The organism is Pseudovibrio sp. Tun.PSC04-5.I4, assembly GCF_900104145.1.
Classification (GTDB): domain Bacteria; phylum Pseudomonadota; class Alphaproteobacteria; order Rhizobiales; family Stappiaceae; genus Pseudovibrio.
In genome coordinates, this window is the sequence record NZ_FNLB01000004.1 from 167,326 (window position 1) to 183,229 (window position 15,904).

Annotated in this window: 16 protein-coding genes and 1 pseudogene; 8 read left to right on the forward strand and 9 right to left on the reverse strand. The window is 48.6% G+C overall.

Annotated features, from left to right (window positions below):
• Window positions 1-3 precede the first annotated feature (3 nt).
• From BLS62_RS04495 to BLS62_RS04520, 6 genes and pseudogenes are all read right to left on the reverse strand, one after another.
• A complete protein-coding gene (locus tag BLS62_RS04495) occupies window positions 4-1,200 on the reverse strand; it encodes an acyl-CoA dehydrogenase family protein (protein WP_093177532.1) in 1,197 nt (398 codons plus the stop codon).
• A 38-nt stretch (window positions 1,201-1,238) separates the two neighbouring features.
• The gene (locus BLS62_RS04500) at window positions 1,239-1,673 is read right to left on the reverse strand and encodes an acyl-CoA thioesterase (RefSeq protein WP_093177535.1); all 435 of its coding nucleotides are present in this window, start codon (window positions 1,671-1,673) and stop codon (window positions 1,239-1,241) included.
• Window positions 1,654-2,304: a prephenate dehydratase gene (locus tag BLS62_RS04505; RefSeq protein WP_093177539.1), complete on the reverse strand. Its 651-nt coding sequence runs from the start codon at window positions 2,302-2,304 to the stop codon at window positions 1,654-1,656. Before BLS62_RS04505 ends, BLS62_RS04500 begins: the two co-directional genes overlap by 20 nt.
• A 421-nt stretch (window positions 2,305-2,725) precedes the next feature.
• On the reverse strand, window positions 2,726-3,412 hold the full coding sequence (locus BLS62_RS04510) for a glutathione S-transferase family protein (RefSeq protein ID WP_093177542.1): 687 nt from the start codon (window positions 3,410-3,412) through the stop codon (window positions 2,726-2,728).
• A gap of 196 nt (window positions 3,413-3,608) precedes the next feature.
• Entirely contained in the window at window positions 3,609-4,541 is a 933-nt protein-coding gene (locus tag BLS62_RS04515; RefSeq protein WP_093177545.1) for a LysR family transcriptional regulator, read from the reverse strand.
• A 598-nt stretch (window positions 4,542-5,139) separates the two neighbouring features.
• Window positions 5,140-5,505: pseudogene (locus BLS62_RS04520) on the reverse strand (DDE-type integrase/transposase/recombinase); the annotation flags it as partial.
• 476 nt (window positions 5,506-5,981) lie between these two features.
• Between BLS62_RS04520 and nthA the strand changes: the two are divergent.
• From nthA to repC, 6 genes are all read left to right on the forward strand, one after another.
• Complete coding sequence (gene nthA / locus BLS62_RS04525; RefSeq protein WP_093177241.1) at window positions 5,982-6,614, forward strand: nitrile hydratase subunit alpha; 633 nt, start codon at window positions 5,982-5,984, stop codon at window positions 6,612-6,614.
• A complete protein-coding gene (gene nthB, locus BLS62_RS04530) occupies window positions 6,611-7,273 on the forward strand; it encodes a nitrile hydratase subunit beta (RefSeq protein WP_093177549.1) in 663 nt (220 codons plus the stop codon). The genes nthA and nthB overlap by 4 nt, the downstream gene beginning before the upstream one ends.
• Complete coding sequence (locus BLS62_RS04535; protein WP_093177244.1) at window positions 7,270-7,599, forward strand: nitrile hydratase accessory protein; 330 nt, start codon at window positions 7,270-7,272, stop codon at window positions 7,597-7,599. Before nthB ends, BLS62_RS04535 begins: the two co-directional genes overlap by 4 nt.
• A 410-nt stretch (window positions 7,600-8,009) precedes the next feature.
• Window positions 8,010-9,362: an AAA family ATPase gene (locus tag BLS62_RS04540; protein WP_093177553.1), complete on the forward strand. Its 1,353-nt coding sequence runs from the start codon at window positions 8,010-8,012 to the stop codon at window positions 9,360-9,362.
• Complete coding sequence (gene repB, locus BLS62_RS04545; RefSeq protein WP_093177253.1) at window positions 9,359-10,453, forward strand: plasmid partitioning protein RepB; 1,095 nt, start codon at window positions 9,359-9,361, stop codon at window positions 10,451-10,453. Before BLS62_RS04540 ends, repB begins: the two co-directional genes overlap by 4 nt.
• 254 nt (window positions 10,454-10,707) lie before the next feature.
• Entirely contained in the window at window positions 10,708-11,985 is a 1,278-nt protein-coding gene (gene repC / locus BLS62_RS04550) for a plasmid replication protein RepC (RefSeq protein WP_093177256.1), read from the forward strand.
• Window positions 11,986-12,449: 464 nt separating this feature from the next.
• Here repC and BLS62_RS32070 read toward each other — a convergent pair whose 3' ends face one another.
• The 3 genes from BLS62_RS32070 to BLS62_RS32080 form a co-directional block, all read right to left on the reverse strand.
• Window positions 12,450-12,596 (reverse strand): hypothetical protein, encoded by a 147-nt coding sequence (locus tag BLS62_RS32070; protein WP_244283499.1) that lies wholly within the window; start codon window positions 12,594-12,596, stop codon window positions 12,450-12,452.
• A complete protein-coding gene (locus BLS62_RS32075; protein WP_244283505.1) occupies window positions 12,596-12,922 on the reverse strand; it encodes a hypothetical protein in 327 nt (108 codons plus the stop codon). The genes BLS62_RS32070 and BLS62_RS32075 overlap by 1 nt, the downstream gene beginning before the upstream one ends.
• 66 nt (window positions 12,923-12,988) lie before the next feature.
• Window positions 12,989-13,213 carry a transposase gene (locus tag BLS62_RS32080; protein ID WP_244283502.1) on the reverse strand — a complete coding sequence of 75 codons (225 nt, stop codon included), beginning with the start codon at window positions 13,211-13,213 and terminating at the stop codon, window positions 12,989-12,991.
• A gap of 794 nt (window positions 13,214-14,007) precedes the next feature.
• Here BLS62_RS32080 and BLS62_RS04560 point away from each other — a divergent pair.
• Together BLS62_RS04560 and BLS62_RS04565 are read left to right on the forward strand one after the other, a co-directional pair.
• On the forward strand, window positions 14,008-14,736 hold the full coding sequence (locus BLS62_RS04560) for a thioesterase II family protein (protein ID WP_093177556.1): 729 nt from the start codon (window positions 14,008-14,010) through the stop codon (window positions 14,734-14,736).
• Window positions 14,737-14,900: 164 nt separating this feature from the next.
• The gene (locus BLS62_RS04565; RefSeq protein ID WP_093177559.1) at window positions 14,901-15,602 is read left to right on the forward strand and encodes a 4'-phosphopantetheinyl transferase family protein; all 702 of its coding nucleotides are present in this window, start codon (window positions 14,901-14,903) and stop codon (window positions 15,600-15,602) included.
• Window positions 15,603-15,904: the final 302 nt, after the last annotated feature.

The window sequence follows — 15,904 nt, forward strand, 5'->3', positions numbered from 1 at the left end:
CACTCAGGCCGGTTCCAAGGTCCGCTCTACTTCTTTTTGAGCAGTATCTTTTTTGGCCATTGCCTCTAGTCGCGTCATTTGACTGATGATGTTGCGACGGTGCATTTCTTCGGTTCCACCAACGCTGCAAAATGCCAATGCATCACGCAGGAAGGTTGAGACCTCGCCTTCATGATAGCCCTTACTGCCGTAAAGCTTGAGCAGATCAATGGCCCCGTTTGTTATGGCCTCGGCACCAACCAACTTGGCGATTGAGCAGGTCATGCCCGCTTCAGGGGCGCCTGACAACAGTTGATGGAGCGCGCCGTAGGCAGTCCACTTGGCTGACTCTGATGCGATGCGCATATCAGTCAGCTTTTTTTGAATGTACTGATGCTCAATCACCGGCACGCCAAAAGTTTGCCGCTTCCCTGCATAATCCATAGCTGCCTTTAACATGGGCTCAACCATCCCTGCGGAGACGAGACCGTAGTACAGCCGACCTAGAGAAACGAAGGTGATGAGGTTCCGCAGGCCTTTGCCCGGTACCCCAAGCAAATCACCGTAATGCAGAGAGATATTGTCAAACTTCATCGGACCTGTTGGAAGATCGAGATTACCTAGCTTGTAATCGTATTCGCCGACTTCCAGACCTTTAGTGCCAGCATCGAGAAGAATAAGGGAAATACCATCACGCGCATGACCGTCGAGCTTACACACAACCAGTGTGAAATTGGCAATTGGGGCATGTGCAATGTTGTACTTGGCCCCATTTAGTACAAACGTTTCGTTCGGACCAGGCGTTAGAACCGAGGAGGTCGACCTTACATCTGTTCCCGTATCTGGGTCAGCAATTGCTGTTGCACTGAGCTTACCCTTTAGGATGCGTCCCAGATAATCTTTCTTTTGAGCTTCCGTTCCAAACAAGTTAAGGGCATGAACCATGCCAGCTTGTGCAATTACAGAAAGCAAGATGCCTGGAGTGCGGACAGTAGATGCAAGACCTTCCAGTGCGGCTGTAAAGTCCCACCAATTGGTGCCATCACCACCATATTCAGAAGGGACGATAACCCTCCAAAGACCGGCTTCTAAAAGCCGGTCCCAGGTATCCTGATCAAATGTTTGCCTGCCAAGGTGCAGTTCGTTGTGGTCAATCTGACTGCCAATCGATGCGTATTTTGCTCTTAAGGCAGCCTGACGTTCATTCCATTGCAGATCCATCTGAGATCTCCAGGTTACGAGAAATAGTTAGATGGACCTTAGGCAGGTTCTGGCGTGCTCGCAGGTTCCTGCAGAGCTGTTACAGCGGCCTTAAAGGCATCTGGAACACGATAGGTGGCCTGCTTTTCGTAATCAAACATCACATGGGTGGAAGCGGCATTTGCAACAACGCGGCCTTTCTGATCACCCAAGCGCATTTCGTGCTGCATCTCAAAGCTCTTACCACCAAATTTAGTGACCTTGCTCAGCACCACCAAACGGTCGCCGTACAGGGCTTGCGAAACATAGTCACAAGAGGTTTTGACCATGATGTGCGGTAGTTTTTCCGACTTCGGCAGCTTCAACAGGTCATGCATGTACTCAAGATATGCTGATTGCATGTAATCGTAATAAATAGGACTGCTCACATGGCCCATGGAGTCCGTGTCGCGGTAACGGATATCGATCGGTGTTTCATATGCCTTCTGAGTCATAAAATTCTCTCCTATTGGGTTGTTGAAGTTCAGCTGCCGTAGTTAGGTGGCTGTGAAGAGCGGTTTCCAACGGTCCATGGATGGTGAAGCCCATCGGAACCGGCCCGTGTTTCCGCAAAACGGTCAAAGAAAATTCTTGGGCAGCGCAAAGAGTGGTGATGCAACAGTCCGTCTCACCTTTCGCGCACTCGGCCGCCGCAATCACATTGCTTGCTACGAACTTGCGTTCAATGGAGGCCGGGATCAATTTCTCCGGGGCTGGGTGAGTGGCGCAAACTGACGGCGTCTCTCCAGTAGATGAGGCAAGAACCATGTTGTCGGTGTTCATGATGAAAACATCCATCAATCGCAGATTGCCGATGTGCCCATAAATTATGGAGTGAAGGTGCGGATAAGCGACCACGCTTAAAAGTACTGATCCACCGCATTTGGCTACGGCGTCTGCCGCGAGTTCCATTGTCGGGTGCAAAAAGAGCTTGGCGTTGGGGCACTGGCGCGTCGCCCATTTCAAAGCTGCTTTCTCACAATTCGTACCAGTGGGACCTAGTGTTTGAACCTGTCGGACCCAGGAAAACGGAGGCAAGCTTGGGGCCGTGTCCAAATACTCGGGAGTGTCAAGTTGTGCATCCATAAAGCGTCTTATCCTTCACCGGGAAAGAAAAATTGGAGAATGCCAGAGTAGTGTATGCATGACGCACTTCCACACCGACAAACCGCATTGGTTTGCTCTTACTCTTCAGTTTTTTGGTGAACACGTGGTCAGCAGGAAGCGGTTTTATCTTCCAAAAATTCCTGCTCGATGTGTCGCGAAATTTGTCCCTCGCACTCGCAAAACTGACTTCCTGTAACCATATGGCGCTAAAAAGGTCTGTGCGAACAAGATGAAAATACTGATGGCTTCCCTCAGGATAGATGAGGCATTCTCAAAAAAGAGAAGAGCAAGGTAAATTATTGATAATATTGGGGTCTGCATAAAAATACGGCATCGCAAAAATTGCGATGCCTTACGAATAACTTAGCGGAACTTATGAAGCTTGAGCCGTCAAAACAAGTTACGCAGCAATGGCTGTGCGCCCCATCCCATCATGAAGATCGAGGCATCGTTCAAACCACACACGAACCGGATCAGTAGGTTCAAGTAGAGGGGCTCCACAACAAACTCGGCACCATTGCAATGTCCCAAATAAGATGTAGTCCGCGTACAGTGGTTTATTGCTGCCAAGCCAATTTTGCCCGCTTAGTAAGTCGCGAATGGGCGCTAACTTCTGCGGCAGGGCAGCCAGTTCCACACCACGGTTCGCATAGACGTCTTCCAGAGTTTGACCAAACCGTTTTTCACGCGCTGCGCGGAAGTATGTGCGATCAGCATCACTCATAAGATTGTGCATGTCCATGACTGCAATAACGGCAAGAGAGGGATGTAGAACAGTCTTGCAATAGCTCTCGACAAATCGCGATAGAGCAATCCCGCCGGCACCGTCAAACAAGCTTGGTGCATCCAAATACTTCTCTTCAAGATGCCGCGCAATTTCAAAGCTGTCGTTCAGCAGGGTTCCACCATCGTTTAACACCGGAACGCTAGTGAAGGAGCCATCCTCGATCCCTGATATGTCCTCAAAGGAGACTGGGTTCAGTGTGAAGTCCAATCCTTTATGCTTGAGCGCCATTATGATTTTCCAGACATGGGGAGAATAATGTTCCCCGGAAGCCCCGCTAAGACTGTAAAGAATTCTATTCATGTGGGTTCTCCTGATGAGAATAAAACAATGGGTCGTGTTACGAAATTCCTTAGGTATTCCAATTTGTTATTATATTTCAATGCCACTTTGATATTGCCGACAGTCAACTAATTGCCCAAAATACATCAATGTTTCTCCTGCACCTCAGATCTTCTGCAGATCCGTGGTTTTCAACATTAGACTGCATCACCTTGGGCTATGAAGCGATCAATGCCGCCTTTAACTGATCCTCCTCACGAAACGGCACGCTTGCACAGTTACTCGTGGCAAGGATGGACAGAACAGCTGCAATTATTGGATCCTCCACACGACAAGACAAATGTCCAAAGAGTACCCGTGCAGATCTTCGTATCTGAGTGAGCAATACGATTTCTGATTGACTTCCTTGATTGTGAGATGTGTTGGTATGAACAAGACCAACTCCAACTCCACTGGCTATCAATGCTCGTGTGACGCCTTCATCATCCACGTTGATGACATGCTTGGGGCGTATTCCGTGGGTATCTAAAAGCTCTCGCGCTAATCGCCCGCAACATGAATTACAGCTAGGGTAGATCCAGGGAGTATTTTCAAGTGCTTTCCAATCTACCTCTGCCGCAACAGGCACAAGCCCAACTGGAGCCGCGAGGTAGATACAGAAGTTAGAAATCTCAATAGTTGAGAGATCTGAATCATCTTCACCTGTTTCCGTGTAAAATCCAGCGTCCAGACTGCCGTTCCGGATTCCTTCAAGAACTTTCAGCGATGACCGGTGTTGAAGGGCAACCTCGACCTCAGGGAATTCCTGTGACATAGCAGCCAAAAGATTGCTAACAATAGCTGTTCCCGAGTTCCTTCCGGCGCCCAACGTCAATTGCCCAGCCAGGCTACCCCGCAGACGGGACGCCTCCTCCAAAAATCGCTGATGTTTATCCAGCAATTGATGAGCTTCAGCCAACAACCTTTGCCCATCTGGAGTAACTGCCATACCACGCGGTGTGCGTTGAAATAGAGTTAGGCCTAATGTTTCTTCCATATTTTTGATATGTGCACTGACTGCCGGTTGGCTGCGGAAAAGTAAATCCGATGCCTTGGTAATACTACCTTCACGTGCAACCGTCACGAACGTCTTAAGTTGATGAATGTCCATCCTTTTCCTTCCATAGAGAAAAGAGTTTCCTGAACGTATTCAGTTTTGAAAAGGACAATTGCAGTGCTCAGCCGTTGGCTTTGGGCTATAATGCTGGCCTCCCGTTAAACGGGTGTTCCCTGTCTTTACCCTACGATATCTCAGTAGCTATGCCAAACCTACATTTGACAAGCCACTTCTTTGAAACTTTATCGCGCGAATCAACCTGTGGGGTTTCAATGAGGTCGCGTATTCACGTGATCCAAGGTAAGTATTCAGTGATAAATGATTTGTTTTAGAATTCAGGTGAATATTATGAATGTTTACTGCTGTAAATATAGATTTACCCTCCACATTAGAATTAAAAATACTAATCTACACCGAAGTTTTGACGTAAACATCAAATTTACTCGAGGTAAATATAGAAACCCGCACATCGTCATCATACATACTTTGTATTTATTACATAGATACAATATGCAATATTGATAATTATTATACGATGCGGCATTGCCAATTGTTTGAAGAAGAATATTCGGTGTTGTCACGTTAAGTCGGACTTGGTCGTAAAACCCAAACTGGGCGTACTTCATGCGTCCATCATGGCAGCCATTTTCCATTAAGCAAATGCGTTCATGCGATGAAGGTGAGTATCGATTGAAGAACGTTTATCGCGAGGTCGAACGAAGAGGTCGCGCAGGCAGGAGAAGACAGCCACAAACCTTTGCAGCTGTCCCGGTGATTTGAATCTCTGCATGGCTCGCTCTCGTTTTCGCAAGGGTAAATGTGAGTTCTCTGTGAGGTTGTTCATGCCTTTGTGAGAGCGGTGCTCAACGTCAGGCATGACCCCGCGTTTTGCGGCACCATAGAACCGGAACTTATCGGTAATCATCCGCTTTGGAGCTCCACCTTGTTTTTTCAAAAAGCGGGTTAGTAAACGCCTGGCAACCTTGGTATTGCGCCGTTTCTGAAGGAATTCATCCAGATGGGCTTTGTTGCAATATTCCCCTGATGAAGTGTATCTTCTCTGAAAATCCCTTTTTTGAAGACTTCCTTTATGCCGTTTAAACACAATGCCGACCTTCGTCACAAGTTCGAGAAAACCGAATAGCGAACGTAGAAGAACACCGCATACAAAATCACGTCTTTAGGATAATGGGTGCCTTTAAAGTTGGTCAAAGCGTTAAACTTTAAATCGCAAATTTTGAACGAACTTTTTTAAACTAAAAAAGCGAAAGCTGCAAACCGACTAAAATTTGCGACAGAACCCTCCCTGCTTTGTTCGTTATTCAGGTTTTCATTAGCAATGTGGCAACGTCATACGCCGTTCTGCGCCGACACTGCGTTGACAAGAACTTCCAAAACCAACCCTCATATGGTAAAAATATAATTTGATATAGTGAATTTAGTAATTTCGTTCATTTTTCGCCAGCATTCACTCTAAACAACTATGGTGGCCATATGAGTTCAGATCAGCACACCCATAATCATCATCACGATCACTCGCATTTGACGGAAACTGAAGCGCGTGTGAGAGCGCTTGAAAGTGTCTTGACTGAGAAGGGCTACATAGACAGCGCGGCAGTCGATGAGATCGTACAGACATATGAAACGAAGATTGGGCCACAAAATGGTGCTCATGTCGTTGCCAAATGTTGGAGCGATGCCAAGTTTAAAGAATGGCTGGAAACGGATTCAACAGCAGCCATTCATTCACTTGGTTACACCTCGCGACAGGGCGAACACATAGACGCTGTTTTTAATACCGATGACGTTCATCATCTGACCGTCTGCACACTTTGCTCATGCTACCCTTGGTCAGTGCTCGGCCTTCCTCCAACTTGGTATAAATCTCCCCCCTACCGATCTCGCGTTGTCATTGATCCACGCGGGGTTTTGGAAGATTTTGGTTTATCCCTTCCCGAGACAACAAAAGTGGAAGTTCACGATTCGACCTCTGAGATCCGATATCTCGTTATCCCACAAAGACCGGCAGGAACGGATGATTGGTCTGAAGAACAATTGGCCAAGTTAGTTACCCGTAACTCTATGATCGGTACGGCTATGGCCAATAAACCGGAAGATCAAGTATGAACGGCGGCGCTGATCTCGGCGGAATGATGGGGTTCGGTCCAGTGAACGAAGAGCAAAATGAGCCACTCTTTCATGCAGTGTGGGAAGGACGGGCGTTAGGAATGACGATTGCCCTGGGTGCTTGCTGTCAATGGAATCTTGATATGTCCAGGTTCGCCAGAGAGAGCATGCAACCCGCTGAATATATGCAAACCCCCTACTATAAAATTTGGATGGAATCTGCTGTCCGATTGATGAAAGAGCGCTCGATGATTTCTGAAGCGGAAATCGCCGCTGCGACCATGATTGATGCGCCTATACCAGTAAAAGGAAAATTGGAAGCGCAGGATGTAAATGCCGTGCTGTTTGCTGGTGGGCCGGCCAATAGAGACCCGCAAGGCAGCCCAACTTGGAGTGTGGGAGATCAGATCAAAACAACCAATAATCATCCCAAAACCCATACGCGGTTACCGCGATATGCTCGCGATAAAAATGGCCAAATTACCAAAATCCATGGCTTTCATGTATTTCCTGATAGCAATTCACAAGGTCAAGGTGAGGACCCTAATTGGCTTTACCAAGTTACCTTTAAATCTCGCGATCTCTGGGGTGATCAAGGAAATGATGTCGACACAATGTCACTTGACTTGTGGGAACCGTATCTGAGAGCAAACTTATGAACAGTCCAAACTTAAGTGTTTTGCCTGCCATCATTCTCCAAGATGATAAGCCCGTGTTTAACGAACCTTGGGAAGCCCAAGCTTTTGCAATGGCTGTGAACCTTCATCAAAACGGAGCATTCGGATGGGATGAATGGGCAAGTGCCTTGTCGTTTGAAATCCATTCAGGAGTAGAGCGCAGCTATTATCAACACTGGCTGTCGGCTCTCGAAAAATTGGTATCCGACAAGTCATTAACGACCAGAGCGGATCTTGAAGCAACAAAAACTGCGTGGCACACAGCAGCATCTGCAACTCCGCATGGTGAGCCGATAGTTTTGAAATAGGCTTGGGGCGGAAACCGGTGGCGCACATAACTGAGATGGGCTGTGGTCATTCAGAGCGACTACATTGTCGACATGGTGTGAGAGTTAGCGTGTCAACGCCGCGACTGAGTCTCAAACGTTATACTAATCTGGCGAAGTAAGCCAGATTTCCAGCTGGAATCACTTCACGAGAAACGTTTTCATCGGTTATTTTGAAACAAACCAATCGCGCATATTAATATATGCGAAAACACAATACTTTAATATTTTCAACATGTTACGAATAGTTTTATTGGTTTTTATGCAGAAATCGTTGTGATCTGAACCAACCAGTAAGAAACCGTTAACCAAGTCCTCGTTGACTTTGAATTCGGATGTGCCAATTATTCCTTTAATTCCTGTTTAAACAAAAAATCCGGGTGATTTAGGAAATGGACACTGAGACACTAGAGCATGGTATTATGCTTTCGCAGATGAAGGCAGACCATAAGGCTTTATCCAGCACGCTTGCGGCGCTGGCACAGTCTCAGTTCCCTCCAAAAGCGGAAAAGAACCTGCGCAAATTTGCAGCGTCAGAGGCGGCAATTTATTTGGGCATCACCCCTCGCTATCTCGCCTTGACCGCTGATGAAATGGGGCTTGAAGTCGAGAAGGTCGGCCGCGGCGAGCGTCGTTACTACTCTCTTGAACAAATGAATCAGATCAGGGTATATCTAGCTGAAAAAGCGGGTGATGATACCGCCAAGGCGCTGAATTATGATCCGCGCCGCAAAGCAGATGAAGACATTCAGATCATTGCCTGCTCCAACTTTAAAGGTGGCTCAGCCAAGACCTGTACATCGGTTCATTTGGCGCAATATATGGCATTGCAGGGCTACAGGATTTTGCTAGTTGATTTGGATCCGCAAGGGTCGGCATCCAGTATGCTCGGGTTTGTTCCGGAAATGGTGTCAGAAGATGATTCTCTTTTTGCATCAATAAGGTACGACGATCCCAGGCCTATGAGCGAAGTGGTTCAAAAGACCTATTTCGACAATCTTGATCTGGCGATCGGCAGCCCGTTCCTGACCGAATGGGAATTCTTTGCGCCGCACTATGCAACGCTTGCGGGGCAGGAAGAACCGGGCCTGCGTAATCGTATTGCAGATATTGAAGATGAGAAAAAGCAAAAGGGTATCAGTAATAAGCGGCTGCGTGAGTTGGAAGAAGAGCTGGCCCGCAACCATGCAAAGCTTTCGGACTGTCTGCAACGCAAGCTCTACTTTACCCGTCTTCAGCTTGCGTTTGAGGATGTTGAAGATGCCTATGATATTATCATCTGCGACACGCCGCCGAGCCTGGGTTATTTATCCAATGCCGCGTCCTTTGCAGCTGATCACCTGTTGGTGACCATTCACCCGCAATGGATCGATTGTGAATCCATGGCGCAGTATCTGGCGACCTCCATTGCCCACAACGAGTTCTTCGAAAGCACAGTGGCCAAACAACTTGGTCCCGAATATCTGGTACCTAAGACGTTACAATATCTGATCACCCGTCATGACAACACCAGCCGTCCGGAAACAGACGTGGTGACCATGCTGCGTACTCAGCTGCAAAATGTCCTAACCAGCACGATGCTGCGCAGCTCCGCTATTGCTGAAGCAGGCAATGTTCAGCAAACGCTTTATGAAGCTGAACGTTCCAACTTCAACGGCAAGACTTATGATCGCGCGCTGGATTCTGTGAACCGGGTTAACAGTGAACTCGAAGAGCTTTTGAAATCCTATTGGGGTCGCTCATGAACGATAAGCGTAAGAGAAACAAGAGCAAACTCAGTGCGATCATGACCGGCAACAATGCGGGTCTAGAGCGTGCAGCAAGTACGCCTGCTGCTGAAGAACTGCCAGTACCGCGCGAGAAAAGTGCGGTTGGGCGGCTTGGAGCGGCCCTGCACTCTTTAACGGAACAACGCAGTGAAACCGTTGACCCGAGCCTAATCATCCAAAACCTCGACGCTAAGTTGCTGCTGCCTTCACTGGCGCTGGACCGTGCATTTGAAGGCGATGATGAGGAGCTGGATAGTCTGGTTGAGAGTATTTCTCAAAATGGACAGCAAGTTCCGGTTTTGGTGCGCCCTCATCCCGGCAAACCAGATCATTACCAGATTGCTTATGGGCATCGCCGCGTTAAAGCTTGTCAGAGGTTGGACATTGCGGTTCGTGCTGTTGTTGAGAATCTGAGCGATGAAGAACTTGTTATCGCGCAGGGTAAGGAAAACGAAGAGCGCAAAAACCTTACTTATATTCAGCAATGCTATTTTGCTGCGGAACTGAGCAAGACCTTTACCCGTGAGGTTGTGGCCGCTGCCGTTGGCGCTGGCGATAAGACCCGGGTCTCTAAACTTACCTCTATTATTCGCCGCGTGCCTGAAGATCTTATTGAAAGCATTGGCTCTGCTCGCGGTATTGGCCGGGTGAAGTGGGAAACTGTGGCAAAAGCGTGTGAGAGCGAGGGCACTGTTTCTCGCCTGCGCAAAAGCATTGCCAACCTCAAGACCTCCGGCAAATGGCAAGGCCTGACCAGTCCTGATCGGTTCGCCTGGCTACATGATCTGACGATCTCTTCTGAGGTGGTGGATGGCAACTTATCCCCCTCTGCCCTGGAGAGGGTAGAGTCCCGAAAAGCGGCGGCACGAAGCACGCTTTTGATTAAAGACAGCGAAGGCAAGCCGGCCATTGAAGCGCGCGGCACACGGAATTTCAAGATTGTACTGGCAGATGAGGCGCGAGCTGCGGCCTTCTCCGAATATCTGACCAGTAAGATTAATCAGTTGCTGAAGGATTTTGAGCAGCAGGAACAAAAGGTCACCGAGCTAATGGGAGCAAGCGAATGACCTAAACGGAAAAGAAAACGGTCTTGCAGACGGCAATCCGCAAGACCGGAATTCACTGGCATTCAGAGCTAAGCTCTAGAAGTACCGTATCAACAGAATCACCGTACTTCGTGCAGCTGTTAAAATCAATCGCCTTTGTCTTGGGGCGGTACGATTTTGTGCGCCCTACCCTCTGATTTGCCTGATATTGTTGGAACACGTTGCACAACGTGTGTTTTAAACGCCCTTCCATCTGTTGGGCGAGAGGTTTTGCTATGCAAAATTCAGGCTCGGTCGCCTCTTTTAGAAAACTCACACCTGAGATGATGGTTAGCCAGCGGTTGGCTATGGCAAATGATATTGTGGAGACGACGAAATCAGAAGTGGCTATGGCTTTGAAAAAGGCTGCCCCTGCCCTAGGCGTTGACGGCACCACCTATCATATTTTGGATATTCTGATCGGCCTGACAGCTGCTGATGATTGGCAAACGAACCATCGCCCTCTCGTTGCAATTTCCAACGAGAAGCTTGCAGAATACGTATGCCGCTCAAAACGCACCGTTATTCGGTGTTTGAAACGTCTGGTGGAAGCGGGCATTATTGCCTATCGCGATAGCCCAACAGGACGGCGCTATATTCACCGCGGTGAGTTTCGGCAAGGCCGGCTCGGCGAGATTGAGCGTGGCTATGGGTTTGATTTTTCCCCTGCCCGGCAGCGCGTGCATGAACTTAAAGCGATCGGCGCCCAATTTGCGGCTCGTCTCAAAGCACAGAAGGATGCGCGCCGAAGTGTTAACCGATTGCTGCGTGCCATTGAGGATATGGCCTCACTCGCGGCGAGGGAGGGCATTGGCTTTTCTGATGTGCAGGAAGCTGTCTCAGCTCTGAATGAGAGGGCTATGGATATAGTCACTCGGGCGGAAGTATTGCAGAATCTTTATGAAATGGCGGTTGCTGCGTTTGCACCTACTGAGGAGGAAACGCAGCAAATAGATGTTCCTGTTCTTGGAGAAATGGCATGCGCGGGTGACATTAATGGCATCCCTTATAATAATACAAACCCTCAGTCTCTCAAAAGAAGTAATAGAACGCGGAGATCAGCTAACGCTGATCCCTCAAATTCATCCGATCCCAAACAAGTTGGGATAAAACCCGCTTTAGAGAGGAAGCAAGATCGCAATTTCTCTGCCAGCTCTAATCCTCAGCATCAAGAGGGTGCACTGGAGAATATCTCTATCGGGCTGCTCAAATCAGCTTTGTCTAACTTGCAGGACAGTCTTGGGTTCGAATTCAGTTGCTGGGGCGATTTGCTGAAGGTGAGCGGGGATATCGCGTTGCTGATTGGCCTGTCTCAGTCCGGCTTTGAGCATGCTCAAGGCAAAGTTGGGCGCTATGTTGCAGCCGCGGTTCTAGCCACCACAGCTGAAAAGGCACTGCGTGATCCGCTTCTGATTTCCAGTCCTGGCGGTTATTTCCGGGCGTGTGTTGATCGGGCCGTTGATGGTGAATTGGCGCTGCACAAATCGTTGTTCGGATTGGCCCAAGCCCGTTGAACGCGTGCAATTTTGCAAGGAGGAGGGTGTACGCGTGCACCTTTGAGTTAAAAACCTATATAAATCAATAGGATAACAATTTTACCTTTTGTTAATCTTAGTTTTGTGCATGGACACTGAAGTGTCTAGTAGTTTTGGACAGAATGAGACAAAGGCTTATCGACCTTTCTACGCAGTGCCTTTCGCTGGCGCCTATGGGTACAATTAGTCGTATTTGATAAGAGAGTGGTTTTGGAGTGTTGTCACGTTAAGTTGGATTTGGTCGCAAAACCCAAACTGAGCGAACTTCATGCGTCCATCCTGGCAGCCATTTTCCATTGAGCAAATGCGTTAATTCGATGAAGAACGTTTATCGCGAGGTCCAACGAAGAGATTGCGTAGGCAGGAGAAGACAGCCACAAACCTTTGCAGGGCCTTGTTGCAGAAAGAAAATTAAGCTTACAACTCGCCCTTACCCGCTTAACTCAGCTCGCAATGAGGCGCTCGAACGTCGGTCGTCCAAGGTCAGTCATCCGATTGAGGACGGAGACATTGATTTTAGCCTCGGTCTTCTGGTTTGCAAACTTACGAGACTTCAAACTTGTCCCGATGACTTGTTTATAGCGCCCCATCAAGGTCTCGCCTCTTGAACGCCGCCCGTATCGGGTCTGCTTCTGCCACCCTGCTCTGCCATGTTTCTCAATGAGAAGAATATCCCGGTCACGGGCCGTAGGAGCGATCGCAGCCTGTGGGCTGCTGTTTTGGGCGGCGGTATGATGACCTCAACGCCGTCAAAACGGTCAGCTATTTCGTGGTGTGTGGGAGTGCCATCATAAGCTCCATCGCCAAGAAACGTGCCAACCGGACCCTCAACCTGATCCAGTATATCCGGCACAACAGTTGGATCGCCAACGATATCTTCCGTCAGTTCAGAACAAACGATTATCCCGCTTTCCAGGTCCTGACCAAGGTGAAGTTTGCGCCATTTTCTGCGCTTTTTCTTGGTTCCGTGTTTGGTCTCCTGCTACTCACCAGCTCTGAACATCTTCACGCCTGTGCTGTCGATCACAAGCGTTGTCGAGCCAGGACTCTTTTCAGATTTGACTTTGGAAAGGTTCACCCCACCAGCTCGGCGCGACAGGGTGCTATAGTCAGGAAAAGGTAAGTTCAGATCCGTTAGAGCAAACACAGAACGAACAAATCCTTGTGTCTGCCGCAAAGCTAAACCAAACACGGATTTGACACTCAAACAGGTTTTAATGGCAAGATCTAAATACTTGGCGGGTCTCCCGCTGCGGTTGCTCGTTGGTGCGAGTCAGGCACCGGCAACGCTGTCTTCAACCCAGACTGTGATGTCTCGACGCCGACGCAGGCTTTCATTATACTCCGACCAGTTCGTCACCTTATATTCGGTTTTCTAGAACTTGTGACGACGGTTAGCATTGTGTTTAAACGGCATAAAGGAGGTCTCAGAGAAGATAAACTTCATCAGGGGAATATTGCACCAACGCCCAATAGGGGGTCTGCTCCAGAAGAAGGCGAAAAGATTTTTATCCGTTCTCGACTAAGTCACTACTCTCTTCCGCCCTAAACACCACCGCTTTTCTGCCACCTCATATCGCTATGCCCGCGCTGATGCGTGCTGCTTGTGGACCGACTACTCGACAGAGTTGTGTGCATGAAGACCCTTTTTGCGCTCTACTACACTAGATCGGAATAACCTGACAAACCCCTCTTTAGTTACCCAGATCAAAAGCTCATTCAACAAGACGCACCACTCCGTTAACCCCCGACATTAAGTTTGTAACAATGCCTAATATTTGAACTCACTGTGAGAAAACCAACAATTTCTCATTGGCTTAAGGAGCTACGTTATTTTATTGATAGTAAAGATTGTTAAATGTTCAAATTTTGCAATAATGAGCACATACATTATTTGTGCTTCCTGCATTTTTGGTAATTTCAACTCAGCGTTAAGATAGGCATGGACTCAAACACCTCCTCCCTTTGGTTTGACAGCGAACCCAGTGAGCATAAGCTTAATTGATCTGTTTCCCTCAAGCCGGTGGTGACACGAGTTTGTATAACCGCTGGAAGGTGGGGCTGGGAGATCTGGTTCATGTAATGCCCGCCCGGTTTCCCGGTAGGGGTGCCCGATTGGCAGAGAAACCTCACAACACTATGGAAGTTATTGTGAGCGAATTGGCCACGCAGCTTGAGAAGTTTGAAACTGTTTCGTTCGCTTTGCTCGGCTCTAGCATGGGTGGATGGGTTGCTTATGAGCTGGCCATGCATCTGAACAAACAGAACAGACCCCAGCCTACTGCCTTATTTGTACTGGCATCAGCGTCCCCTTTTTCCCCGCGTTCATTGCCGTTTCTGGAGGGTGGTTCGCGAGAAGAGATGATAGAGGAGTTGATCGGGTTCAATCCAGATTTTGCTTTGATCGCGGAGCATGATGAGCTGGTCGACATGCTGCTGCCGGCAATTATCGGCGATTTCAGACTCTGCCAAAACTATCATCCTCGAGTGCCTTGGCAAGTGCCTGTTCCCATTTTTGCCTTCGCTGGCACACAAGACAAAATAGTTAAACGATACAAAGTCGATGCTTGGGAGAAACTCAGCTCCCAGTTCGTCTCTATTGACGAGGTTGACGGAGGTCACTTTTTCATCGAGCAGGCACCTTCCGAAGTTCTTGCAAAGATCAAAGAACATGCCAAAGCGGTTCTGGACCTGACGGATGGGCTGGTTGGCGCGGAGCACAGTAAATAAGTTATGCCACTTTCAATTTCCAATGCAACTGCACAGGATTGGTTTAGTGCGCTGCGCCTGCATTGGCTGGAGTGTTGTGCGGCCCATCGAGCGCTGCTGGTGGTGGTACCGCTTGAATACCCGGCCCTGTGCAAGCTGAACTGCTTACTGAGGAGCGGGAGAGAATGACCCGCTATCGGTTTCAAAGAGATAAGCTCGCATTTGCTCTTGCCCGTCATGTCACGCGAAAGGTTTTAGGGGCCGATCAACCGGCCTTGGCTTTCTCGCGGCATGCCAAGGGTAAACCATTTTTGCCCGGTTTCTATCCGTTTAATATCAGCCATTCTGGCGGGCTGGTTGCAGTTGCCTTTGCACCACCCGGGCCATTGGGTGTCGATATCGAGCATATGCGGCATGACAGCGACGTGGACGACCTGGTGTCCGTTGTCTGTCACTCTCAGGAGCGCCAATTTATAGCCGGCATTACCTCAAAAGAACGTGTGAGGAGTTTTTACCGATGCTGGACGCGCAAGGAAGCACTTTTGAAAGCAACGGGTGAGGGCCTCCGGGATGACCTATCCTCCATCGATGTTCGTCTAGCTGAAACGAGCCCGATCATTAATATGGGTGATCAGGTACGTCTTATCGATGTAAATGTAGGGTGGGAGGCTATAGCTGTAGTGTTGCTGTCCCTCCCAATCTTCCGGCTTAGAAGTTATCTCTCCCGATGGATCACGCCAGTTCTATATCCCGTTGCAGACCTGCAGTTAAGAGGATGTGGTCCAGATGGACCCCTTTCAGGATTGAATAATGATCTCCCTCCACAATCTCCCAGTTTTGCAAATCAGGAAGGAATTCAAGCCAATGCTTTCGGGAGTTGGAATTGATGTTTTGAGTTGCGCTCATGCCTGATGCTACCTGAGAGGCTATGAAGACGTTACCACGCCACCTCGCGGCCGGTTGCATCACATGTTCTGCCATAACCGTCATGTGGCTGTACAACGGGTTAAAGCCTGAAGATAAACCTCACGTTCTTTGAGACCCGCTTCTGTCATTCTTTCGCTGGATGTTGGTGCACCTGCCCATTTTGCGGACACTTCATTTAAGAAAATTTGCTCAACTTCCTGCTCACTCATCTGTTTCCACTGATCGCCTGAACGAGGAGCAGGGGATCAATGAGTGTGAGCTG

What these genes read in the sequence shown, in the direction of transcription:
- BLS62_RS04495 (WP_093177532.1), bottom strand. Translation starts at nt 1,200, where the DNA reads ATGGATCTGCAATGGAATGAACGTCAGGCTGCCTTAAGAGCAAAATAC.
- BLS62_RS04500 (WP_093177535.1), bottom strand. Translation starts at nt 1,673, where the DNA reads ATGACTCAGAAGGCATATGAAACACCGATCGATATCCGTTACCGCGAC.
- BLS62_RS04505 (WP_093177539.1), bottom strand. Translation starts at nt 2,304, where the DNA reads ATGGATGCACAACTTGACACTCCCGAGTATTTGGACACGGCCCCAAGC.
- BLS62_RS04510 (WP_093177542.1), bottom strand. Translation starts at nt 3,412, where the DNA reads ATGAATAGAATTCTTTACAGTCTTAGCGGGGCTTCCGGGGAACATTAT.
- BLS62_RS04515 (WP_093177545.1), bottom strand. Translation starts at nt 4,541, where the DNA reads ATGGACATTCATCAACTTAAGACGTTCGTGACGGTTGCACGTGAAGGT.
- nthA (WP_093177241.1), top strand. Translation starts at nt 5,982, where the DNA reads ATGAGTTCAGATCAGCACACCCATAATCATCATCACGATCACTCGCAT.
- nthB (WP_093177549.1), top strand. Translation starts at nt 6,611, where the DNA reads ATGAACGGCGGCGCTGATCTCGGCGGAATGATGGGGTTCGGTCCAGTG.
- BLS62_RS04535 (WP_093177244.1), top strand. Translation starts at nt 7,270, where the DNA reads ATGAACAGTCCAAACTTAAGTGTTTTGCCTGCCATCATTCTCCAAGAT.
- BLS62_RS04540 (WP_093177553.1), top strand. Translation starts at nt 8,010, where the DNA reads ATGGACACTGAGACACTAGAGCATGGTATTATGCTTTCGCAGATGAAG.
- repB (WP_093177253.1), top strand. Translation starts at nt 9,359, where the DNA reads ATGAACGATAAGCGTAAGAGAAACAAGAGCAAACTCAGTGCGATCATG.
- repC (WP_093177256.1), top strand. Translation starts at nt 10,708, where the DNA reads ATGCAAAATTCAGGCTCGGTCGCCTCTTTTAGAAAACTCACACCTGAG.
- BLS62_RS32070 (WP_244283499.1), bottom strand. Translation starts at nt 12,596, where the DNA reads ATGGGGCGCTATAAACAAGTCATCGGGACAAGTTTGAAGTCTCGTAAG.
- BLS62_RS04565 (WP_093177559.1), top strand. Translation starts at nt 14,901, where the DNA reads ATGACCCGCTATCGGTTTCAAAGAGATAAGCTCGCATTTGCTCTTGCC.